Raw genomic sequence first — 14,203 nt, 5'->3', positions numbered from 1 at the left:
AGGGACTCGAAAATATGGCCAAAGTGATTGGTATCGACCTCGGCACCACAAACTCCTGCGTCGCGATCATGGATGGATCGCAGCCGCGCGTGATTGAAAACTCCGAAGGTGCGCGGACCACACCGTCGATTGTCGGCTTTACCGACAATGAGCGTCTGGTCGGTCAGGCCGCGAAACGGCAGGCCGTCACCAACCCCGACAACACGATCTTTGCGGTCAAACGCTTGATCGGCCGTCGCGTGGATGACGCCGAAGTTGAGAAGGACAAGAAACTCGTCCCTTATTCCATTGTCGATGGTGGCAACGGAGATGCCTGGGTCGAGGTGAATGACGAGAAATACTCGCCCTCGCAGATCTCGGCTCTGATCCTCGGCAAAATGAAAGAGACCGCCGAGAGCTATCTCGGCGAAGATGTGACCCAAGCGGTCATCACCGTACCGGCCTATTTCAACGACGCCCAACGCCAAGCCACCAAAGACGCCGGCAAGATCGCCGGTCTGGAAGTGCTGCGCATCATTAACGAACCGACCGCGGCCGCGCTGGCCTATGGTCTGGATAAGAAAGAGACCCAAACCATCGCGGTTTACGACCTCGGCGGCGGGACATTCGACATCACCATTCTGGAAATCGACGACGGCCTCTTCGAGGTGAAGTCGACCAATGGTGACACGTTCCTCGGCGGTGAAGACTTTGACATGCGCATCGTCGATTACCTGGCGGGTGAGTTCAAAAAGGAAAACGGCGTCGATCTGACCAAAGACAAAATGGCTCTGCAGCGCCTGAAAGAGGCCGCTGAGAAAGCCAAGATCGAACTGTCGAGCTCCAGCCAGACCGAGATCAACCAGCCGTTCATCTCGATGGATCCCAATGGCGGTCAGCCGCTGCACATGGTCATGAAACTGACCCGCGCCAAGCTGGAAAGCCTTGTGAGCGACCTGATCAAGCAGTCGCTGAAACCTTGCCAAGCCGCGTTGAAGGACGCTGGCCTGTCGAAAGGCGACATTGACGAGGTGGTTCTGGTTGGCGGCATGACCCGGATGCCGAAGGTCATCGAAGAGGTCACCAATTTCTTCGGGAAAGAGCCGAACAAAGGTGTGAACCCTGACGAAGTGGTCGCGATGGGCGCCGCCATTCAGGCCGGTGTTCTGCAGGGCGATGTCAAAGATGTCGTTCTGCTCGACGTGACGCCTCTGTCGCTCGGCATCGAAACGCTCGGCGGTGTCTTCACCCGCCTGATTGACCGCAACACCACGATCCCGACCAAGAAGTCTCAGATCTTCTCGACCGCCGAGGACAACCAAAACGCGGTAACGATCCGTGTTTTCCAAGGTGAGCGGGAAATGGCGACGGACAACAAGATGCTCGGCCAGTTCAACCTGGAAGACATCCCGCCCGCGCCACGCGGCCTGCCACAAATCGAAGTGACCTTCGACATCGACGCAAACGGCATTGTCTCGGTCAGCGCCAAAGACAAAGGTACTGGCAAAGAGCAGAACATCACGATCCAAGCCTCGGGTGGCCTCAGCGATGAGGACATCGAAAACATGGTTCGCGATGCCGAAGAGAATGCCGAAGCCGATAAAGAGCGCAAAGAGTTGGTCGAGGCCAAAAACCAGGCCGAGAGCCTGATCCACTCGACCCAGAAATCGCTGGAAGAGCATTCCGACAAGGTCGACCCGACCACCGTCGAAGCCATCGAACTGGCCATCAAAAACCTCGAAGAGCAGATCGAGAGCGAAGATGCCGGCAAGATCAAAGGTGGCATTCAGAATGTGACCGAAGCGGCGATGAAGCTCGGCGAAGCGATCTATAAGGCACAGCAAGAAGAAGCTGGCGAAGAAGCACCCGAGGGTGCCGATGAGCCCGGCGGCGTTGACGAAGACATCGTCGATGCCGATTTCGAAGACCTGGACGATCGTAACCGTTCGTAACCGCGTCCCTTAACCCCGCCCGACCGGCCTTGGGGGACCTTGGCCGGTCGGCGCGTTTCAGAAGGGTGGATCAACAGATGTCAAAACGCGATTACTATGAGGTTCTGGGCGTCGAACGCGGCGCTTCCGAGCCTGAAATCAAAAAAGCCTTTCGCAAAAAGGCCAAGGAACTGCACCCGGATCGGAATTCCGACAATCCCGATGCCGAGGCGCAATTCAAAGAGGCCAATGAAGCGTATGACGTCCTGAAAGACGCTGACAAGAAGGCCGCTTATGATCGGTTTGGTCATGCGGCTTTCGACGGCGGTATGGCCGGTGGACCCCGTGCCGGTGGGGCCGGTCAGGGTGACTTCGCCAGCGCGTTTTCGGACGTGTTTGAAGACCTGTTTGGCGACTTCATGGGTGGCCAGCGCGGCGGTACACGCCAACGTTCGGCGCGCGGTTCAGACCTGCGGTATAATCTGCGGATCAGTCTCGAAGATGCCTATTCGGGACTGCAAGAGTCGATCACCGTCCCGACCTCCGTGGCCTGTTCCAATTGCAATGGCACCGGTGCCGAAGGCGGTGCCGAGCCTGTCACCTGCCCGACCTGCTCCGGCATGGGCAAGGTCCGCGCCCAGCAGGGTTTCTTCACGGTTGAGCGCACCTGTCCGACTTGTTCCGGTATGGGCCAGATCGTCAAAAACCCCTGCACTGTTTGCGGTGGCGCTGGCCGGGAGCGAAAAGAAAAGGCGCTGTCGGTGAACATCCCGGCGGGCGTCGAAACTGGCACACGTATTCGTCTGTCTGGCGAGGGCGAAGCCGGGCTCCGCGGCGGGCCATCCGGCGATCTCTATATCTTCATCGAAGTGGCCGATCACGAGCTGTTCCAACGCGATGGGCTCGACCTGTTCTGCCGTGTGCCCGTCTCGATGGTCACGGCCGCAATGGGTGGCGAGATCGAAGTGCCGACGATTGATGGTGGGCGCTCTCGCGTGAAGGTGCCGGAAGGGTCGCAATCGGGTCGTCAGATGCGTCTGCGCGGCAAGGGCATGCCCGCCCTTCGCGGGACCGGTGTTGGCGAGATGTATATCGAGTTGGCCGTCGAGACGCCGGTGAAGCTGACGGCCCGCCAAAAAGAGTTGCTGCGCGAGTTCGAGGAGTCCTGCGCCAAGTCGAACAACCCCAATGCCAGCGGGTTTTTCGATAAGGTCAAGACGTTCTGGGACGGGATGAAAAGCTAAGCGCTTATCCGGCCCGATCTGCCAAAAACCGCGTCACCTCTGCGGCCTCGGGCATGGCATCCGCCGCGCCCGGCCGTGTGACTTGGATCGCTGCTGCAGCGCTGGCGCGATCCATCGCCTGCTCTCGCGTCAGGCCCGCATCTAGACCCGCAACGATGAACCCAGCGAAACAATCTCCGGCACCTGTCGTGTCCACAACCTCAGCGACCGGGTAGCCAGGGATCACAATCTCTCCATCAGGATGATGCCACCGCGCGCCCTTTGCACCCATCGTGATGATTTTCTCTGGCCCCACCACGTCACCAAGCGCCTCGGTAAGCTGTGCCGCCTCGATCTCATTCATTAGAAGCAGATCGACAAAAGGCAAAACCGCCTCAACAGCGGCAACATCAAACGGCGCTGCAGAATACGCCACCCTCATCCCGGCGGCCTTACCCAGACGGGCGACTTGGGCGGTCAAATTCACCTCGTTCTGAAGCATCAGCCAATCACCCGATTGCATCGGGTCAAGCGACTTGGCGATCACATCATGCGTCAGAACCCCATTCGCACCCTGAAAGATCGTGATCGCATTTTCTCCTGCCGGATCGACGGAGATAATCGCATGACCTGTCGGCATTGGGCCTTCGGCGACGGCCCCGACATCAACCCCTGCACCGCGCATCTGCTGGAGCAGAAACTGGCCTTCATCACCGATCAACCCACAATGGCTCACGGAGGAGCCGGCCTTGGCCGCCGCAATGGATTGGTTCGCACCCTTGCCGCCCAGGCCCTTGGCATAGCCAGTCGCCGCCAATGTCTCACCCGGAGCGGGAATATGCGGCACGTGATAGACATGATCGATATTGATCGAGCCGATACAAAGGATCGCCATGGCTCAGCGCCCAATCTCGCAGGCTGCCATCACCGCCATGTTCAGAATGTCGTTGGTCGTGGATACCGTCGAGCAGATCTGAACCGGCCGATCCAAACCGGTCAGGATCGGGCCGATCACCGTCGCCCCCGCCATTTCCTGCATCAGTTTCACAGAGATGGACGCCGAATGCCGGGCTGGCACAACAATCACATTGGCGGGCCCAGACAGGCGACAGAACGGGTACTGCGCCATGACCTCAGGGTTCAGGGCCACATCAATGGTCATCTCACCATCATATTCAAAATCCACGCCCTTTTCGTCCAGAACAAGTGGCGCTTGATGCATCTTTTCGGCCCGTTCCGAGACCGGATAGCCGAAGGTCGAGAAGCTTACGAACGCGACGCGCGGCTCAAGCCCCAGATGACGCGCAACCTGCGCGCCACGCTCCGCGATCAAGGCCAAATCCTCCGCTTCCGGCCATTCGTGAACCAAAGTATCGGCGACCAGGACAATCCGCCCATTATGGATCATCGCGGTCACGCCAACCGCGCCATCCGCAGCGGTTGTGTCGAACACATGCCCCAAGAGGCCCAAGACATGGGCCGATTTCCGCGTCGCGCCGGTTACCAGCCCGTCCCCATGTCCATGCGCCAACATCAAAGCGGAAAACACATGCCGATCCCGGGCCGCGAGGCGATGGATATCGTGATGGTCGAACCCCTTGCGCTGCAAACGTTGGTAGAAACGATTTGTAGCTATCGAGATGGGCGGTATTGGCGGCATTCACCACCTCCAACTCGCGCACCGCATCGGCCAATCCCGCGCCTTCCAGTTTCTCCTTCACATCCGCTTCGCGCCCAACGACAAGCGCCTTGCCCATCCCGTTCCGTTGATACGCCACAGCCGCGCGGAGCACGCGTACATCATCACCCTCGGCAAAAATCATCCGCGCCTGCGCATTGCGCGCCCGAGCATTGATGCCTTGTAAAATCGACGAGGTTGGATCCATCCGCGCCCGCAACGTCGTCGCATAGGCGTCCAAATCGATGATCGGGCGGCGCGCCACGCCGGTGTCCATCCCGGCACGCGCCACCGCCGGTGGCACCACATAGATCAGACGCGGATCAAACGGCGTCGGGATGATGTAGTCGCGCCCAAAGGTCAGCTTCCGGCCATAAGCCATCGCAACTTCATCGGGCACATCGGCGCGGGCCAGTTTCGCAAGCGCCTCGGCACAGGCGATTTTCATCTCGTCATTGATGGCGCGCGCATGAATGTCCAGCGCACCGCGGAAGAGGTAAGGAAACCCGAGCACGTTGTTCACTTGGTTCGGGTAATCGCTTCGCCCTGTGGCCACGATCGCATCGACGCGCACCTCATGGGCTTGTTCGGGCGTGATCTCCGGATCCGGATTGGCCATGGCGAAAATCACCGGATTGTCCGCCATGGATTTGACCATCTCCGGCGTGACAGCACCTTTGACAGACACACCCAGGAAGACATCTGCCCCCTCCATCGCATCTTCCAGGGTTCGAAGATCGGTCGACACGGCGTGGGCCGATTTCCACTGATTCATGCCCTCGGTGCGACCTTGGTAAATGACCCCTTTGGTGTCGCAGACGATGCAGTTTTCGTGTTTTGCGCCCATCGCCTTGAGCAGTTCGATGCAGGCGATGCCCGCAGCCCCGGCGCCATTCAAAACGATCTTACAATCTTCAATCTTTTTGCCGCTCAGATGCAGCGCGTTGATCAACCCCGCCGCGCAGATCACCGCCGTCCCATGCTGATCATCGTGGAAGACGGGGATATCCATCTCTTCCTTCAAGCGCTGCTCGATCATGAAGCATTCTGGCGCTTTGATGTCTTCCAGATTGATCCCGCCGAATGTCGGGCCCATGAGCCGCACCGCGTTCACGAACTCATCCACGTCTTCGGTGTCGAGCTCGATATCGATGGAATTCACGTCGGCGAAGCGTTTGAAGAGAACCGATTTCCCCTCCATCACCGGCTTCGACGCCAAAGCGCCCAGATTGCCCAAGCCCAACACGGCCGTCCCGTTCGATACCACGGCAACCATATTGCCCTTGGTTGTATAGTCGTAGGCCAGTTCCGGGTTCTCGGCGATCACCTCGCAAGGCACCGCGACACCAGGGGAATAGGCCAAGCTCAGATCCCGTTGCGTTGCCATCGGGGTCGAGGCGTTGATGTCGATTTTCCCCGGGCGCGGCTCCAGATGATAGGCCAATGCCTCTTCGCGGGTAATCTTGCTTTTGTTCGGCATTGTGAGCGGCCCTTTCTTGCGACGAGTCCCGTCTTAGCCGCGTTGCCCAAACCTCACAACATGATGCTTTTGCGGGTTTCGCCTCCGCGCCACGGTTTGTAGGTTGAACGCCACCGGCCAGGGGGACGCAGATGACCGCGCAAGTCACACCGATGATGGCGCAATATATGGAGATCAAGGCGCAGCATCGCGATGCGCTGCTCTTATATCGCATGGGCGATTTCTACGAGATGTTTTTCGACGACGCCGTCGCCGCCGCCGAAGCACTCGATATCGCGCTGACGAAACGCGGAAAGCATAATGGCGATGATATCCCGATGTGTGGCGTCCCAGCCCATTCCGCCGAGGGGTATCTGCTGACGTTGATCCGCAAGGGCTTTCGCGTGGCCGTGTGCGAGCAGATGGAAAACCCAGCCGAGGCGAAGAAACGCGGCTCGAAATCGGTTGTGAAACGCGATGTGGTGCGTTTGGTCACGCCCGGAACGCTGACGGAAGACAGCCTGCTTGAGGCGCGGCGACACAATTTCCTCGCGGCTTATGCCGACGTTCGTGGCGAGGGGGCATTGGCCTGGGCCGACATCTCGACCGGATCATTTCAAGTGATGGCCTGCCCGCTGGCGCAACTGGCGCCGGAACTGGCGCGCCTTGCCCCGCGCGAAGTATTGGTCTCCGACGGGTTGGCGACCGAGCAGCAAGATCTGATCGCCGAGAGCGGGGCCTCTGTCACACCTTTGTCGCCAGCGAGCTTTGACAGCAGCTCCGCGCAAACTCGGATTCAGTCACTATTTCAGGTGAAAGCGCTCGATCCTTTCGGGTCTTTCACCCGGTCCGACCTCTCTGCCATGGGCGCGTTGATCGACTATTTGGAGATCACGCAGAAGGGCAACCTGCCGCTCCTCCGCCCACCAGCAAAACAAAGCGCCGGGCGGATCATGCAGATCGATGCCGCTACTCGGCGCAATTTAGAGCTGACCACGAGCCTCTCCGGCGGGCGCGGAGGAAGCCTAGCGGCAACAATTGACCGGACCGTCACGGCGGGCGGCGGGCGTTTGTTCGAGCGGCGCCTCTCCAGCCCATCCACCGATTTAGAGACGATCATCGACCGCCATGATGCGGTGAGCTTTGCTTTAGACCACAGCGCAAAATCGAGTGATATCCGCACGGCGCTCCACCAGGTGCCGGATTTGGACCGCGCCCTGTCCCGGCTCGCATTAGATCGGGGTGGGCCCCGCGATTTGGCGGCGATCCGGAATGGGCTGGCCGCGGCCATGCAACTTGCTGAGATGTTCGCGGGCATAGATCTGCCCGACATTCTCTCTTCTGCAGCTGCGGATTTGCGCGGTCATGACGCTTTGGTCGAACATCTTGAGGCCGCTCTGGTGGCGGACCCCCCGCTTTTGGCGCGCGATGGCGGGTTTATCGCCAACGGCTATAATAATGACCTCGATGAGGCGCGCACTCTGCGCGATGAAGGCCGCGGTGTGATCGCCTCCATGCAAGCGGATTATGCCGAGGTGAGTGGCATTCCGTCTCTGAAGGTCAAACATAACAACGTCCTCGGCTATTTCATTGAAACCACGGCAACACATGCCGAAAAAATGCTCTCGCCACCGCTTTCCGAACAGTTCATCCATCGTCAAACCACCGCGAATGCAGTGCGCTTCACCACGGTCGACCTTTCGGCACTGGAGACAAAAATCCTCAATGCCGGCGGGCGGGCGCTCAGCATCGAAAAGACCCTATTCCAGACGTTGCAAACCGAAATCCTGGATCATCACGCGCAAATTGGTCAGACAGCGCGTGCTTTGGCCGAGCTTGATGTGGCCACGGCCCTTGCCGACCTGGCCCGTGAAAAGGCCTGGTGCCGCCCAACCGTGGATCAGTCCCGCAGTTTTGTAATCACAAGCGGCCGACATCCGGTGGTTGAAGCCGCGTTGGCGAGCGAAGGCCAACCTTTCATCGCCAATGGCTGTATTTTGACAGCAGCGGAAAATCAGGCCGCGATCACCCTTCTGACCGGCCCGAATATGGCGGGTAAATCGACATTCCTTCGTCAGAACGCGCTAATCACGATCTTGGCGCAGATGGGGAGCTTCGTGCCCGCGACCAAAGCCCATATCGGCATCGTCAGCCAAGTGTTCAGCCGGGTTGGCGCGTCGGATGACCTGGCCCGGGGACGGTCGACCTTCATGGTCGAGATGGTGGAAACCGCCACGATCCTGAACCAAGCTGATGATCGGGCGCTGGTGATCCTTGATGAGATCGGGCGCGGGACGGCGACCTATGATGGGCTTTCCATCGCCTGGGCAACTTTGGAGCATCTCCACGCCGCCAACAAATGCCGCGCGCTTTTCGCGACGCACTACCATGAGATGACCAGCCTCGCGGGACGGCTCGACGGGGTGGAAAACGCAACGGTTGCCGTCAAAGAGTGGGAGGGCGAGGTGATTTTCCTCCACGAGGTGCGCGAGGGTGCTGCAGATCGGTCTTACGGCGTGCAAGTCGCCAAGCTTGCCGGGCTGCCTGCCTCTGTCGTCGCGCGAGCGCAAACCGTGCTGGAAGAACTGGAGCGGGGAGACCGGGAAGGCAGCAGCGGCAAAGATCGCCTCATCGACGATTTGCCGCTATTCGCCGCGACGCCGCCGCCGCCATCGGCACCTACAAAGCAGTCCGCCGTCGAAGAGCGCCTGAAAGACGTTCATCCAGACGAGATGACCGCCCGGGAGGCGCTCAACTTGCTCTATGAGTTGAAGGCCGCGTTGAAGGACTAGCCAGCAGGTGTGGAAGACACGCCAACCTGCGCCGGGCGCAGCAACCGATCATGCAGCATGAAGCCTTCGGCCATCACTTGGATGATCTGACCGGCCGTCGTTCCCGGCACCGGTGCCTCAAACATCGCCTGATGCTGCTGCGGATCGAACTGATCCCCCTCTTCCGGTGCAATCGGCGTCATTCCGTGCTTTGAGAACACGTTCAAAAGCTCGCGAAGCGTCAACTCGACACCATCGATAACGCCGCCCGCAACCGCACGCTGATCATCATTCACGGCATCCAGAGCGCGGCGAAGATTGTCATAGACCGGCAGAAGATCGCGCGCCAAACGTGAGCCGCCATAGTGCTCGGCTTCACGCCGGTCGCGCTCTCCACGTTTCCGCATGTTTTCCGAGTCGGCAAGCACCCGCAAAAGACGGTCTTTCAACTCGTCACGTTCCGCTTTCAGCGCGTCAACCTCGGTCACCTCAGGGTCAAACGCCCCTTCAGCTTCCAGCATCGCGTCGAGATCTGCCTCAATCTCATCCACATCATCCAGGAATGGATCTTCCTTCGGATCTGCCATGTCTTACCCTTTTAACCCCGGTCGGAGATCAGCTTCCCGACCAGCTGTGCCGTATAATCCACGATCGGAACAATCCGACCGTAATTCAGGCGAGTCGGGCCAATGACCCCAACCGCACCCACAATCTTTCGGTCGGCATTCATATAGGGAGACACCACCAGAGAGGAACCCGAAAGTGAAAATAACTTGTTCTCTGAGCCAATAAAAATCCGCACGCCATCGCCGCCCTCGGTCAGCTCAAGAAACTCGGCGATGTCCCTCTTGCGTTCAAGGTCGTCAAACAGGGTTCGGATGCGATCCAGGTCGTCGGTCTCGGGTGCATCGTCCAGCAAGTTCGCGCGGCCCCGGACGATCAATCGCTCGGTCCCATCGCCCTCATTTTCCCAGATCGCCAGGCCGCTTTCGATCAGACTGCGCGCCAAGCTGTCGATCTCCTGTCTGCGGGCCACAATCTCCGTTTCCATCACCTTGCGAAGGGCTTGAACGGTCTTTCCCTCGGCCAGCGCATTCAGGAAATTCGCCGCCTCGCGCATCGAGCTTGGCGTTTGCCCGTGTGGCGGTCGAAACAGTCGATTCTCAACGTGGCCGTCTCCAAAGACCAAGACGACAAGCGCTTGGTCGGGAGAAAGAGACACAAAATCAATATGTTTGATCGGCGCCTCATGTTTTGGCGCCAGCACCAAGCTCGCACCATGCGTCACACCGGAGAGCGCAGAGCCGATTCGATCCAACATTGTTGTGACATCTTCAGAATTGCGGCCCAAAGTCGCGTCGATCTTGCCCTGATCCTCCGCGGTCAGGTCGCCAACCTCCAGCAAGCCGTCGACAAACATCCGTAAGCCCAGCTGCGTCGGAACCCGGCCTGCAGAGACATGCGGGCTGTCGAGCAAACCCAGATACTCCAGATCCTGCATCACATTTCGGATCGTCGCCGCGGACACTTGCTCCGACAAGCTGCGCGTCAATGTGCGCGACCCAACCGGCGCGCCTGAGTCGAGATACCCCTCGACCACCCGGCGAAACACCTCGCGGGAGCGATCATTCATCTCGGCAAGAATGTTTGACTGATCCGTCATTGGTCACCGTCATTCGCAGAGCCGGGCCATTAAGCGGTGCCCCGTCGCCAAGGTCAATCGGGGTTGCGCATCGCCATCGCCCCGGACTATCCCACGGGCACATTATCTCCACGGAGTCAGATATGCGTCCTTCCGGCCGAAACCTAGACGAGCTGCGCCCTATTTCCATTGAAACCGGCGTGACCGCGCATGCCGAGGGCTCTTGCCTGATCAAATGCGGCAACACGCATGTGCTTTGCACTGCGTCACTTGAAGAACGCGTGCCGCCGTTTCTCAAAAATACCGGGCTGGGCTGGGTGACAGCCGAGTATGGCATGCTGCCGCGCGCGACGCATACGCGGATGCGCCGCGAGGCAACAGCGGGCAAGCAATCGGGTCGAACGCAGGAAATTCAACGGCTCATTGGCCGGTCGCTGCGGGCCGGAATTGACCGGGTGGCGCTTGGGGAGCGTCAAATTACGGTCGATTGCGATGTGATCCAGGCCGATGGCGGGACCCGTTGCGCCTCGATCACCGGGGGTTGGGTTGCCCTGCGGCTGGCTGTGAATAAGCTTATGGCGGCGGGCGACGTGCTCTCAGATCCGATGACGGACCATGTCGCCGCTGTTTCATGTGGCGTTTATGCCGGGCAGCCGGTGTTGGATTTGGACTATCCCGAGGATAGCGAAGCCGGAACGGACGCGAATTTCGTGATGACTGGCAATGGCCAAATGATCGAGCTCCAAGCCAGCGCCGAAGGCTCGACCTTCTCCCGCGATCAGTTTGCGGAGCTTTTGGCCCTCGCGGACAAAGGCGTGGCCGAACTTGTGGCTGCTCAAGCCGAGGCAACAGCCTAAATGCGCCGTTTCACGGGTAAAACGCTCCTCATCGCGACCCATAATCAGGGCAAGTTCGAGGAGATGCAGCATCTTCTGGAACCCTTTGGCGTGACCGTCACTTCGGCCAAAGACCACAATCTACCCGAACCGGACGAAACCGGCACCACCTTCGTCGACAACGCCCGGCTTAAAGCGCATGCGGCGGCGCAAGCAACGGGCCTCCCCGCGCTGGCGGATGACAGCGGGATCGAGATTGATGCACTGGACAAAGCGCCGGGCGTCTACACCGCGGATTGGGCGGAAACGCCCAGTGGACGCGATTTCGTCATGGCAATGACCAAAACCCATGACATGCTGGAAGAACGACAGGCGGCGCATCCGCGGGCCGCGCGGTTCTGCTGCACGCTGGTTCTGGCTTGGCCCGATGGGCATGACGAGGTGTTCCCCGGCGTGATGGAAGGTCAAGTGGTCTGGCCGATGCGCGGCGATCAAGGTCATGGCTATGATCCGATTTTCCAACCGGACGGTTACGATCAAACCTTCGGCGAGATGGATCGGTGGGAAAAGAACAAGATCAGCCACCGCGCTGATGCAACCCGCAAGCTGGTGACCATATTTGAGCGCGCCTGATTGGCAGAATGGTGGCTTCGGCCTCTATCTTCATTGGCCGTTCTGCCAAGCCAAATGCCCCTATTGCGACTTCAACTCCCATGTTTCTGCGGAGATTGATCAGGCGCAATGGCAACAGGCTTATCTCTCGGAAATCTCGCGTGCAGGGCACGAAACCGACAAAAGAACCTTAAATAGTGTCTTTTTTGGAGGCGGAACGCCGTCTCTGATGTCACCTGATGTGGTTGCGGCGATCATCGAGAACATCCGCGAAACTTGGCCTGTCGCCAATGACTTGGAAATCACGCTTGAGGCCAATCCCACCTCTGTCGAAGCAGGCCGGTTTGATGGATTTCGGGACGCCGGGGTGACACGGATCTCGATGGGGATTCAGGCGTTAAATGATCCTGATCTCAAAGCATTGGGACGGTTGCATTCGGTTAAGGACGCGCTTGAAGCCTTTGATATCGCTCGGTCCGCGTTTGAGCGGGTGAGCTTCGATCTGATTTATGCGCGACAACATCAGAGCCTAGACGACTGGCGTAAGGAGCTGAGACAGGCTCTGTCATTGGCAATTGACCACCTGTCTCTCTACCAGCTGACGATTGAGGACGGCACCGCGTTTGGCGATCGTCACCGGATCGGGCGTCTTCCTGGGCTGCCAACGGACGATCTGGGCGCAGATATGTATGATCTCACGCAGGAGCTTTGCGACAAAGCCGGATTTCCAGCTTATGAAGTGTCTAATCATGCCGCAGATCTCGCACAGTCACGTCACAACCTGATTTACTGGAGGTGTGGAGACTACCTTGGGATCGGCCCAGGCGCTCATGGCCGTCTCACATTCGACGGCCACCGTTTCGCGACCGAAACTGCGCGCCACCCAATCGCCTGGCTTGACCGCGTAGCGCAAAATCATAACGGTGAGCTGGATCGCGTCGAGATCACGGCGGAGGATCAAGCGCAGGAATATCTGCTGATGAGCCTCCGCTTGACCGAGGGCACAAATCTGGAGCGCTTCGCGCAGTTGAATGCCTCGCCAATCGATCCCGAAACGCTCAATCGACTATGCGATGACGGTTTCTTGGAGGTGTCTGGTCATCAACTGAAAACGACCTCGAAAGGCCGCCCAGTCCTAAACGCGATCTTGCGGGAGCTCTTGATCACCTAACCGCGATTCAGTATCCGGACGATATCATCAAGCTCAGACAAGTCTTTGTATTTTATGGATAATTTTCCTGACCCAGCCTCGCCTTCATGATCGATGCTGACCTTCATCCCGATCGCGGCAGATAGATCTCCTTCAAGGGCCTTCGTGTCCGCATCTTTGCTCGGACTGTGGCCGCGCTTGGGCTGGCTGCCAGATGCCTGAGACTTCGCAAGCCTCTCAACATCCCGCACCGAGAGGGCTTTGGAGATCACCTTGCGCGCCAGTGACAAAGGATCATCTGCGGTGATCATTGCACGGGCATGGCCGGCCGAGAGCTGACCGTCGCGCACAAAAGCTTGGACCTCCTCCGGTAGCGTCAAAAGCCGCATAAGATTGGCGACATGGCTGCGACTCTTCCCCATCGCTTCGGAGAGCTTCTCCTGCGTATGGCCAAAACGGTCCATCAACTGCCGATATCCCGCCGCCTCTTCCATCGGGTTCAGGTCAGAACGCTGAATGTTCTCGATAATTGCGACTTCCAAAACCTCGGTATCGTCGAAGTCTCTGACAATAGCCGGCACTTCATGCAGCTGCGCGCGCTGCGCGGCGCGCCACCGGCGTTCTCCAGCAACAATCTGATACTTCTCGCTGGCGTTCGGATCAGGCCGCAAGATCAAGGGTTGGATCACACCTTTCTCTCGGATCGAGGCCGCGAGCTCCTCGAGCGCTTCTTCGGTGAAGACCCGCCGAGGTTGGTCCCGGTTCGGTTGGATATGTTCGATCGGTATCTGGAGTTCAGAGCGGCGCGGCGCCTCCTCACCTCGAGCCTCCCCAACGAGTTCCGTCGCTGGTTCAATGTCGGCCATCAAAGCTGACAAGCCGCGTCCCAGACCGCGTTTCTCCTTCTTCGAACTCATATCGC

General features: G+C 59.0%; 10 protein-coding genes and 1 pseudogene. 6 read left to right on the top strand and 5 right to left on the bottom strand.

What is annotated here, in order from left to right:
• The first annotated feature begins 14 nt into the window (after positions 1-14).
• Both dnaK and dnaJ read left to right on the top strand, forming a co-directional pair.
• Complete coding sequence (gene dnaK / locus QTA57_RS04945) at positions 15-1,931, top strand: molecular chaperone DnaK (protein WP_290153961.1); 1,917 nt, start codon at positions 15-17, stop codon at positions 1,929-1,931.
• Between the two features lie 77 nt (positions 1,932-2,008).
• Positions 2,009-3,154 carry a molecular chaperone DnaJ gene (dnaJ, locus tag QTA57_RS04940; RefSeq protein WP_290153960.1) on the top strand — a complete coding sequence of 382 codons (1,146 nt, stop codon included), beginning with the start codon at positions 2,009-2,011 and terminating at the stop codon, positions 3,152-3,154.
• 4 nt (positions 3,155-3,158) lie between these two features.
• On the opposite strand, the gene QTA57_RS04935 is transcribed toward dnaJ, so the two are convergent.
• Together QTA57_RS04935 and QTA57_RS04930 are read right to left on the bottom strand one after the other, a co-directional pair.
• Complete coding sequence (locus tag QTA57_RS04935; protein WP_290153959.1) at positions 3,159-4,028, bottom strand: ribokinase; 870 nt, start codon at positions 4,026-4,028, stop codon at positions 3,159-3,161.
• Between the two features lie 3 nt (positions 4,029-4,031).
• Positions 4,032-6,291 (bottom strand): annotated as a pseudogene (locus QTA57_RS04930) (NADP-dependent malic enzyme).
• Between the two features lie 131 nt (positions 6,292-6,422).
• Between QTA57_RS04930 and mutS the strand changes: the two are divergent.
• Positions 6,423-9,062, top strand: a complete 2,640-nt coding sequence (gene mutS, locus QTA57_RS04925) for a DNA mismatch repair protein MutS (RefSeq protein ID WP_290153958.1) — start codon at positions 6,423-6,425, stop codon at positions 9,060-9,062.
• Here the strand turns inward: mutS and QTA57_RS04920 are convergent.
• Entirely contained in the window at positions 9,059-9,628 is a 570-nt protein-coding gene (locus tag QTA57_RS04920) for a nucleotide exchange factor GrpE (RefSeq protein ID WP_145213693.1), read from the bottom strand. The two genes, mutS and QTA57_RS04920, sit on opposite strands and share 4 nt — an antisense overlap.
• 11 nt (positions 9,629-9,639) lie before the next feature.
• Positions 9,640-10,704 (bottom strand): heat-inducible transcriptional repressor HrcA, encoded by a 1,065-nt coding sequence (gene hrcA / locus QTA57_RS04915; protein ID WP_290153957.1) that lies wholly within the window; start codon positions 10,702-10,704, stop codon positions 9,640-9,642.
• Positions 10,705-10,826: 122 nt separating this feature from the next.
• Between hrcA and rph the strand changes: the two genes are divergently transcribed.
• From rph to hemW, 3 genes are read left to right on the top strand one after another with little or no spacing between them, the layout of a single operon-like run.
• The gene (rph, locus tag QTA57_RS04910; RefSeq protein WP_290153956.1) at positions 10,827-11,540 is read left to right on the top strand and encodes a ribonuclease PH; all 714 of its coding nucleotides are present in this window, start codon (positions 10,827-10,829) and stop codon (positions 11,538-11,540) included.
• Complete coding sequence (gene rdgB, locus QTA57_RS04905) at positions 11,541-12,152, top strand: RdgB/HAM1 family non-canonical purine NTP pyrophosphatase (protein ID WP_290153955.1); 612 nt, start codon at positions 11,541-11,543, stop codon at positions 12,150-12,152.
• A complete protein-coding gene (gene hemW / locus QTA57_RS04900) occupies positions 12,139-13,302 on the top strand; it encodes a radical SAM family heme chaperone HemW (RefSeq protein WP_290153954.1) in 1,164 nt (387 codons plus the stop codon). Before rdgB ends, hemW begins: the two co-directional genes overlap by 14 nt.
• On the opposite strand, the gene QTA57_RS04895 is transcribed toward hemW, so the two are convergent.
• On the bottom strand, positions 13,299-14,198 hold the full coding sequence (locus QTA57_RS04895; protein WP_290153953.1) for a ParB/RepB/Spo0J family partition protein: 900 nt from the start codon (positions 14,196-14,198) through the stop codon (positions 13,299-13,301). The two genes, hemW and QTA57_RS04895, sit on opposite strands and share 4 nt — an antisense overlap.
• Positions 14,199-14,203 lie beyond the last annotated feature (5 nt).

Source organism: Fontisubflavum oceani, from assembly GCF_030407165.1.
Taxonomy (GTDB): domain Bacteria; phylum Pseudomonadota; class Alphaproteobacteria; order Rhodobacterales; family Rhodobacteraceae; genus Rhodophyticola; species Rhodophyticola oceani.
This window is presented reverse-complemented; position numbering and strand designations above follow the sequence as displayed.

What these genes read in the sequence shown, in the direction of transcription:
- dnaK (WP_290153961.1), top strand. Translation starts at nt 15, where the DNA reads ATGGCCAAAGTGATTGGTATCGACCTCGGCACCACAAACTCCTGCGTC.
- QTA57_RS04935 (WP_290153959.1), bottom strand. Translation starts at nt 4,028, where the DNA reads ATGGCGATCCTTTGTATCGGCTCGATCAATATCGATCATGTCTATCAC.
- dnaJ (WP_290153960.1), top strand. Translation starts at nt 2,009, where the DNA reads ATGTCAAAACGCGATTACTATGAGGTTCTGGGCGTCGAACGCGGCGCT.
- QTA57_RS04920 (WP_145213693.1), bottom strand. Translation starts at nt 9,628, where the DNA reads ATGGCAGATCCGAAGGAAGATCCATTCCTGGATGATGTGGATGAGATT.
- hrcA (WP_290153957.1), bottom strand. Translation starts at nt 10,704, where the DNA reads ATGACGGATCAGTCAAACATTCTTGCCGAGATGAATGATCGCTCCCGC.
- rdgB (WP_290153955.1), top strand. Translation starts at nt 11,541, where the DNA reads ATGCGCCGTTTCACGGGTAAAACGCTCCTCATCGCGACCCATAATCAG.
- rph (WP_290153956.1), top strand. Translation starts at nt 10,827, where the DNA reads ATGCGTCCTTCCGGCCGAAACCTAGACGAGCTGCGCCCTATTTCCATT.
- QTA57_RS04895 (WP_290153953.1), bottom strand. Translation starts at nt 14,198, where the DNA reads ATGAGTTCGAAGAAGGAGAAACGCGGTCTGGGACGCGGCTTGTCAGCT.
- mutS (WP_290153958.1), top strand. Translation starts at nt 6,423, where the DNA reads ATGACCGCGCAAGTCACACCGATGATGGCGCAATATATGGAGATCAAG.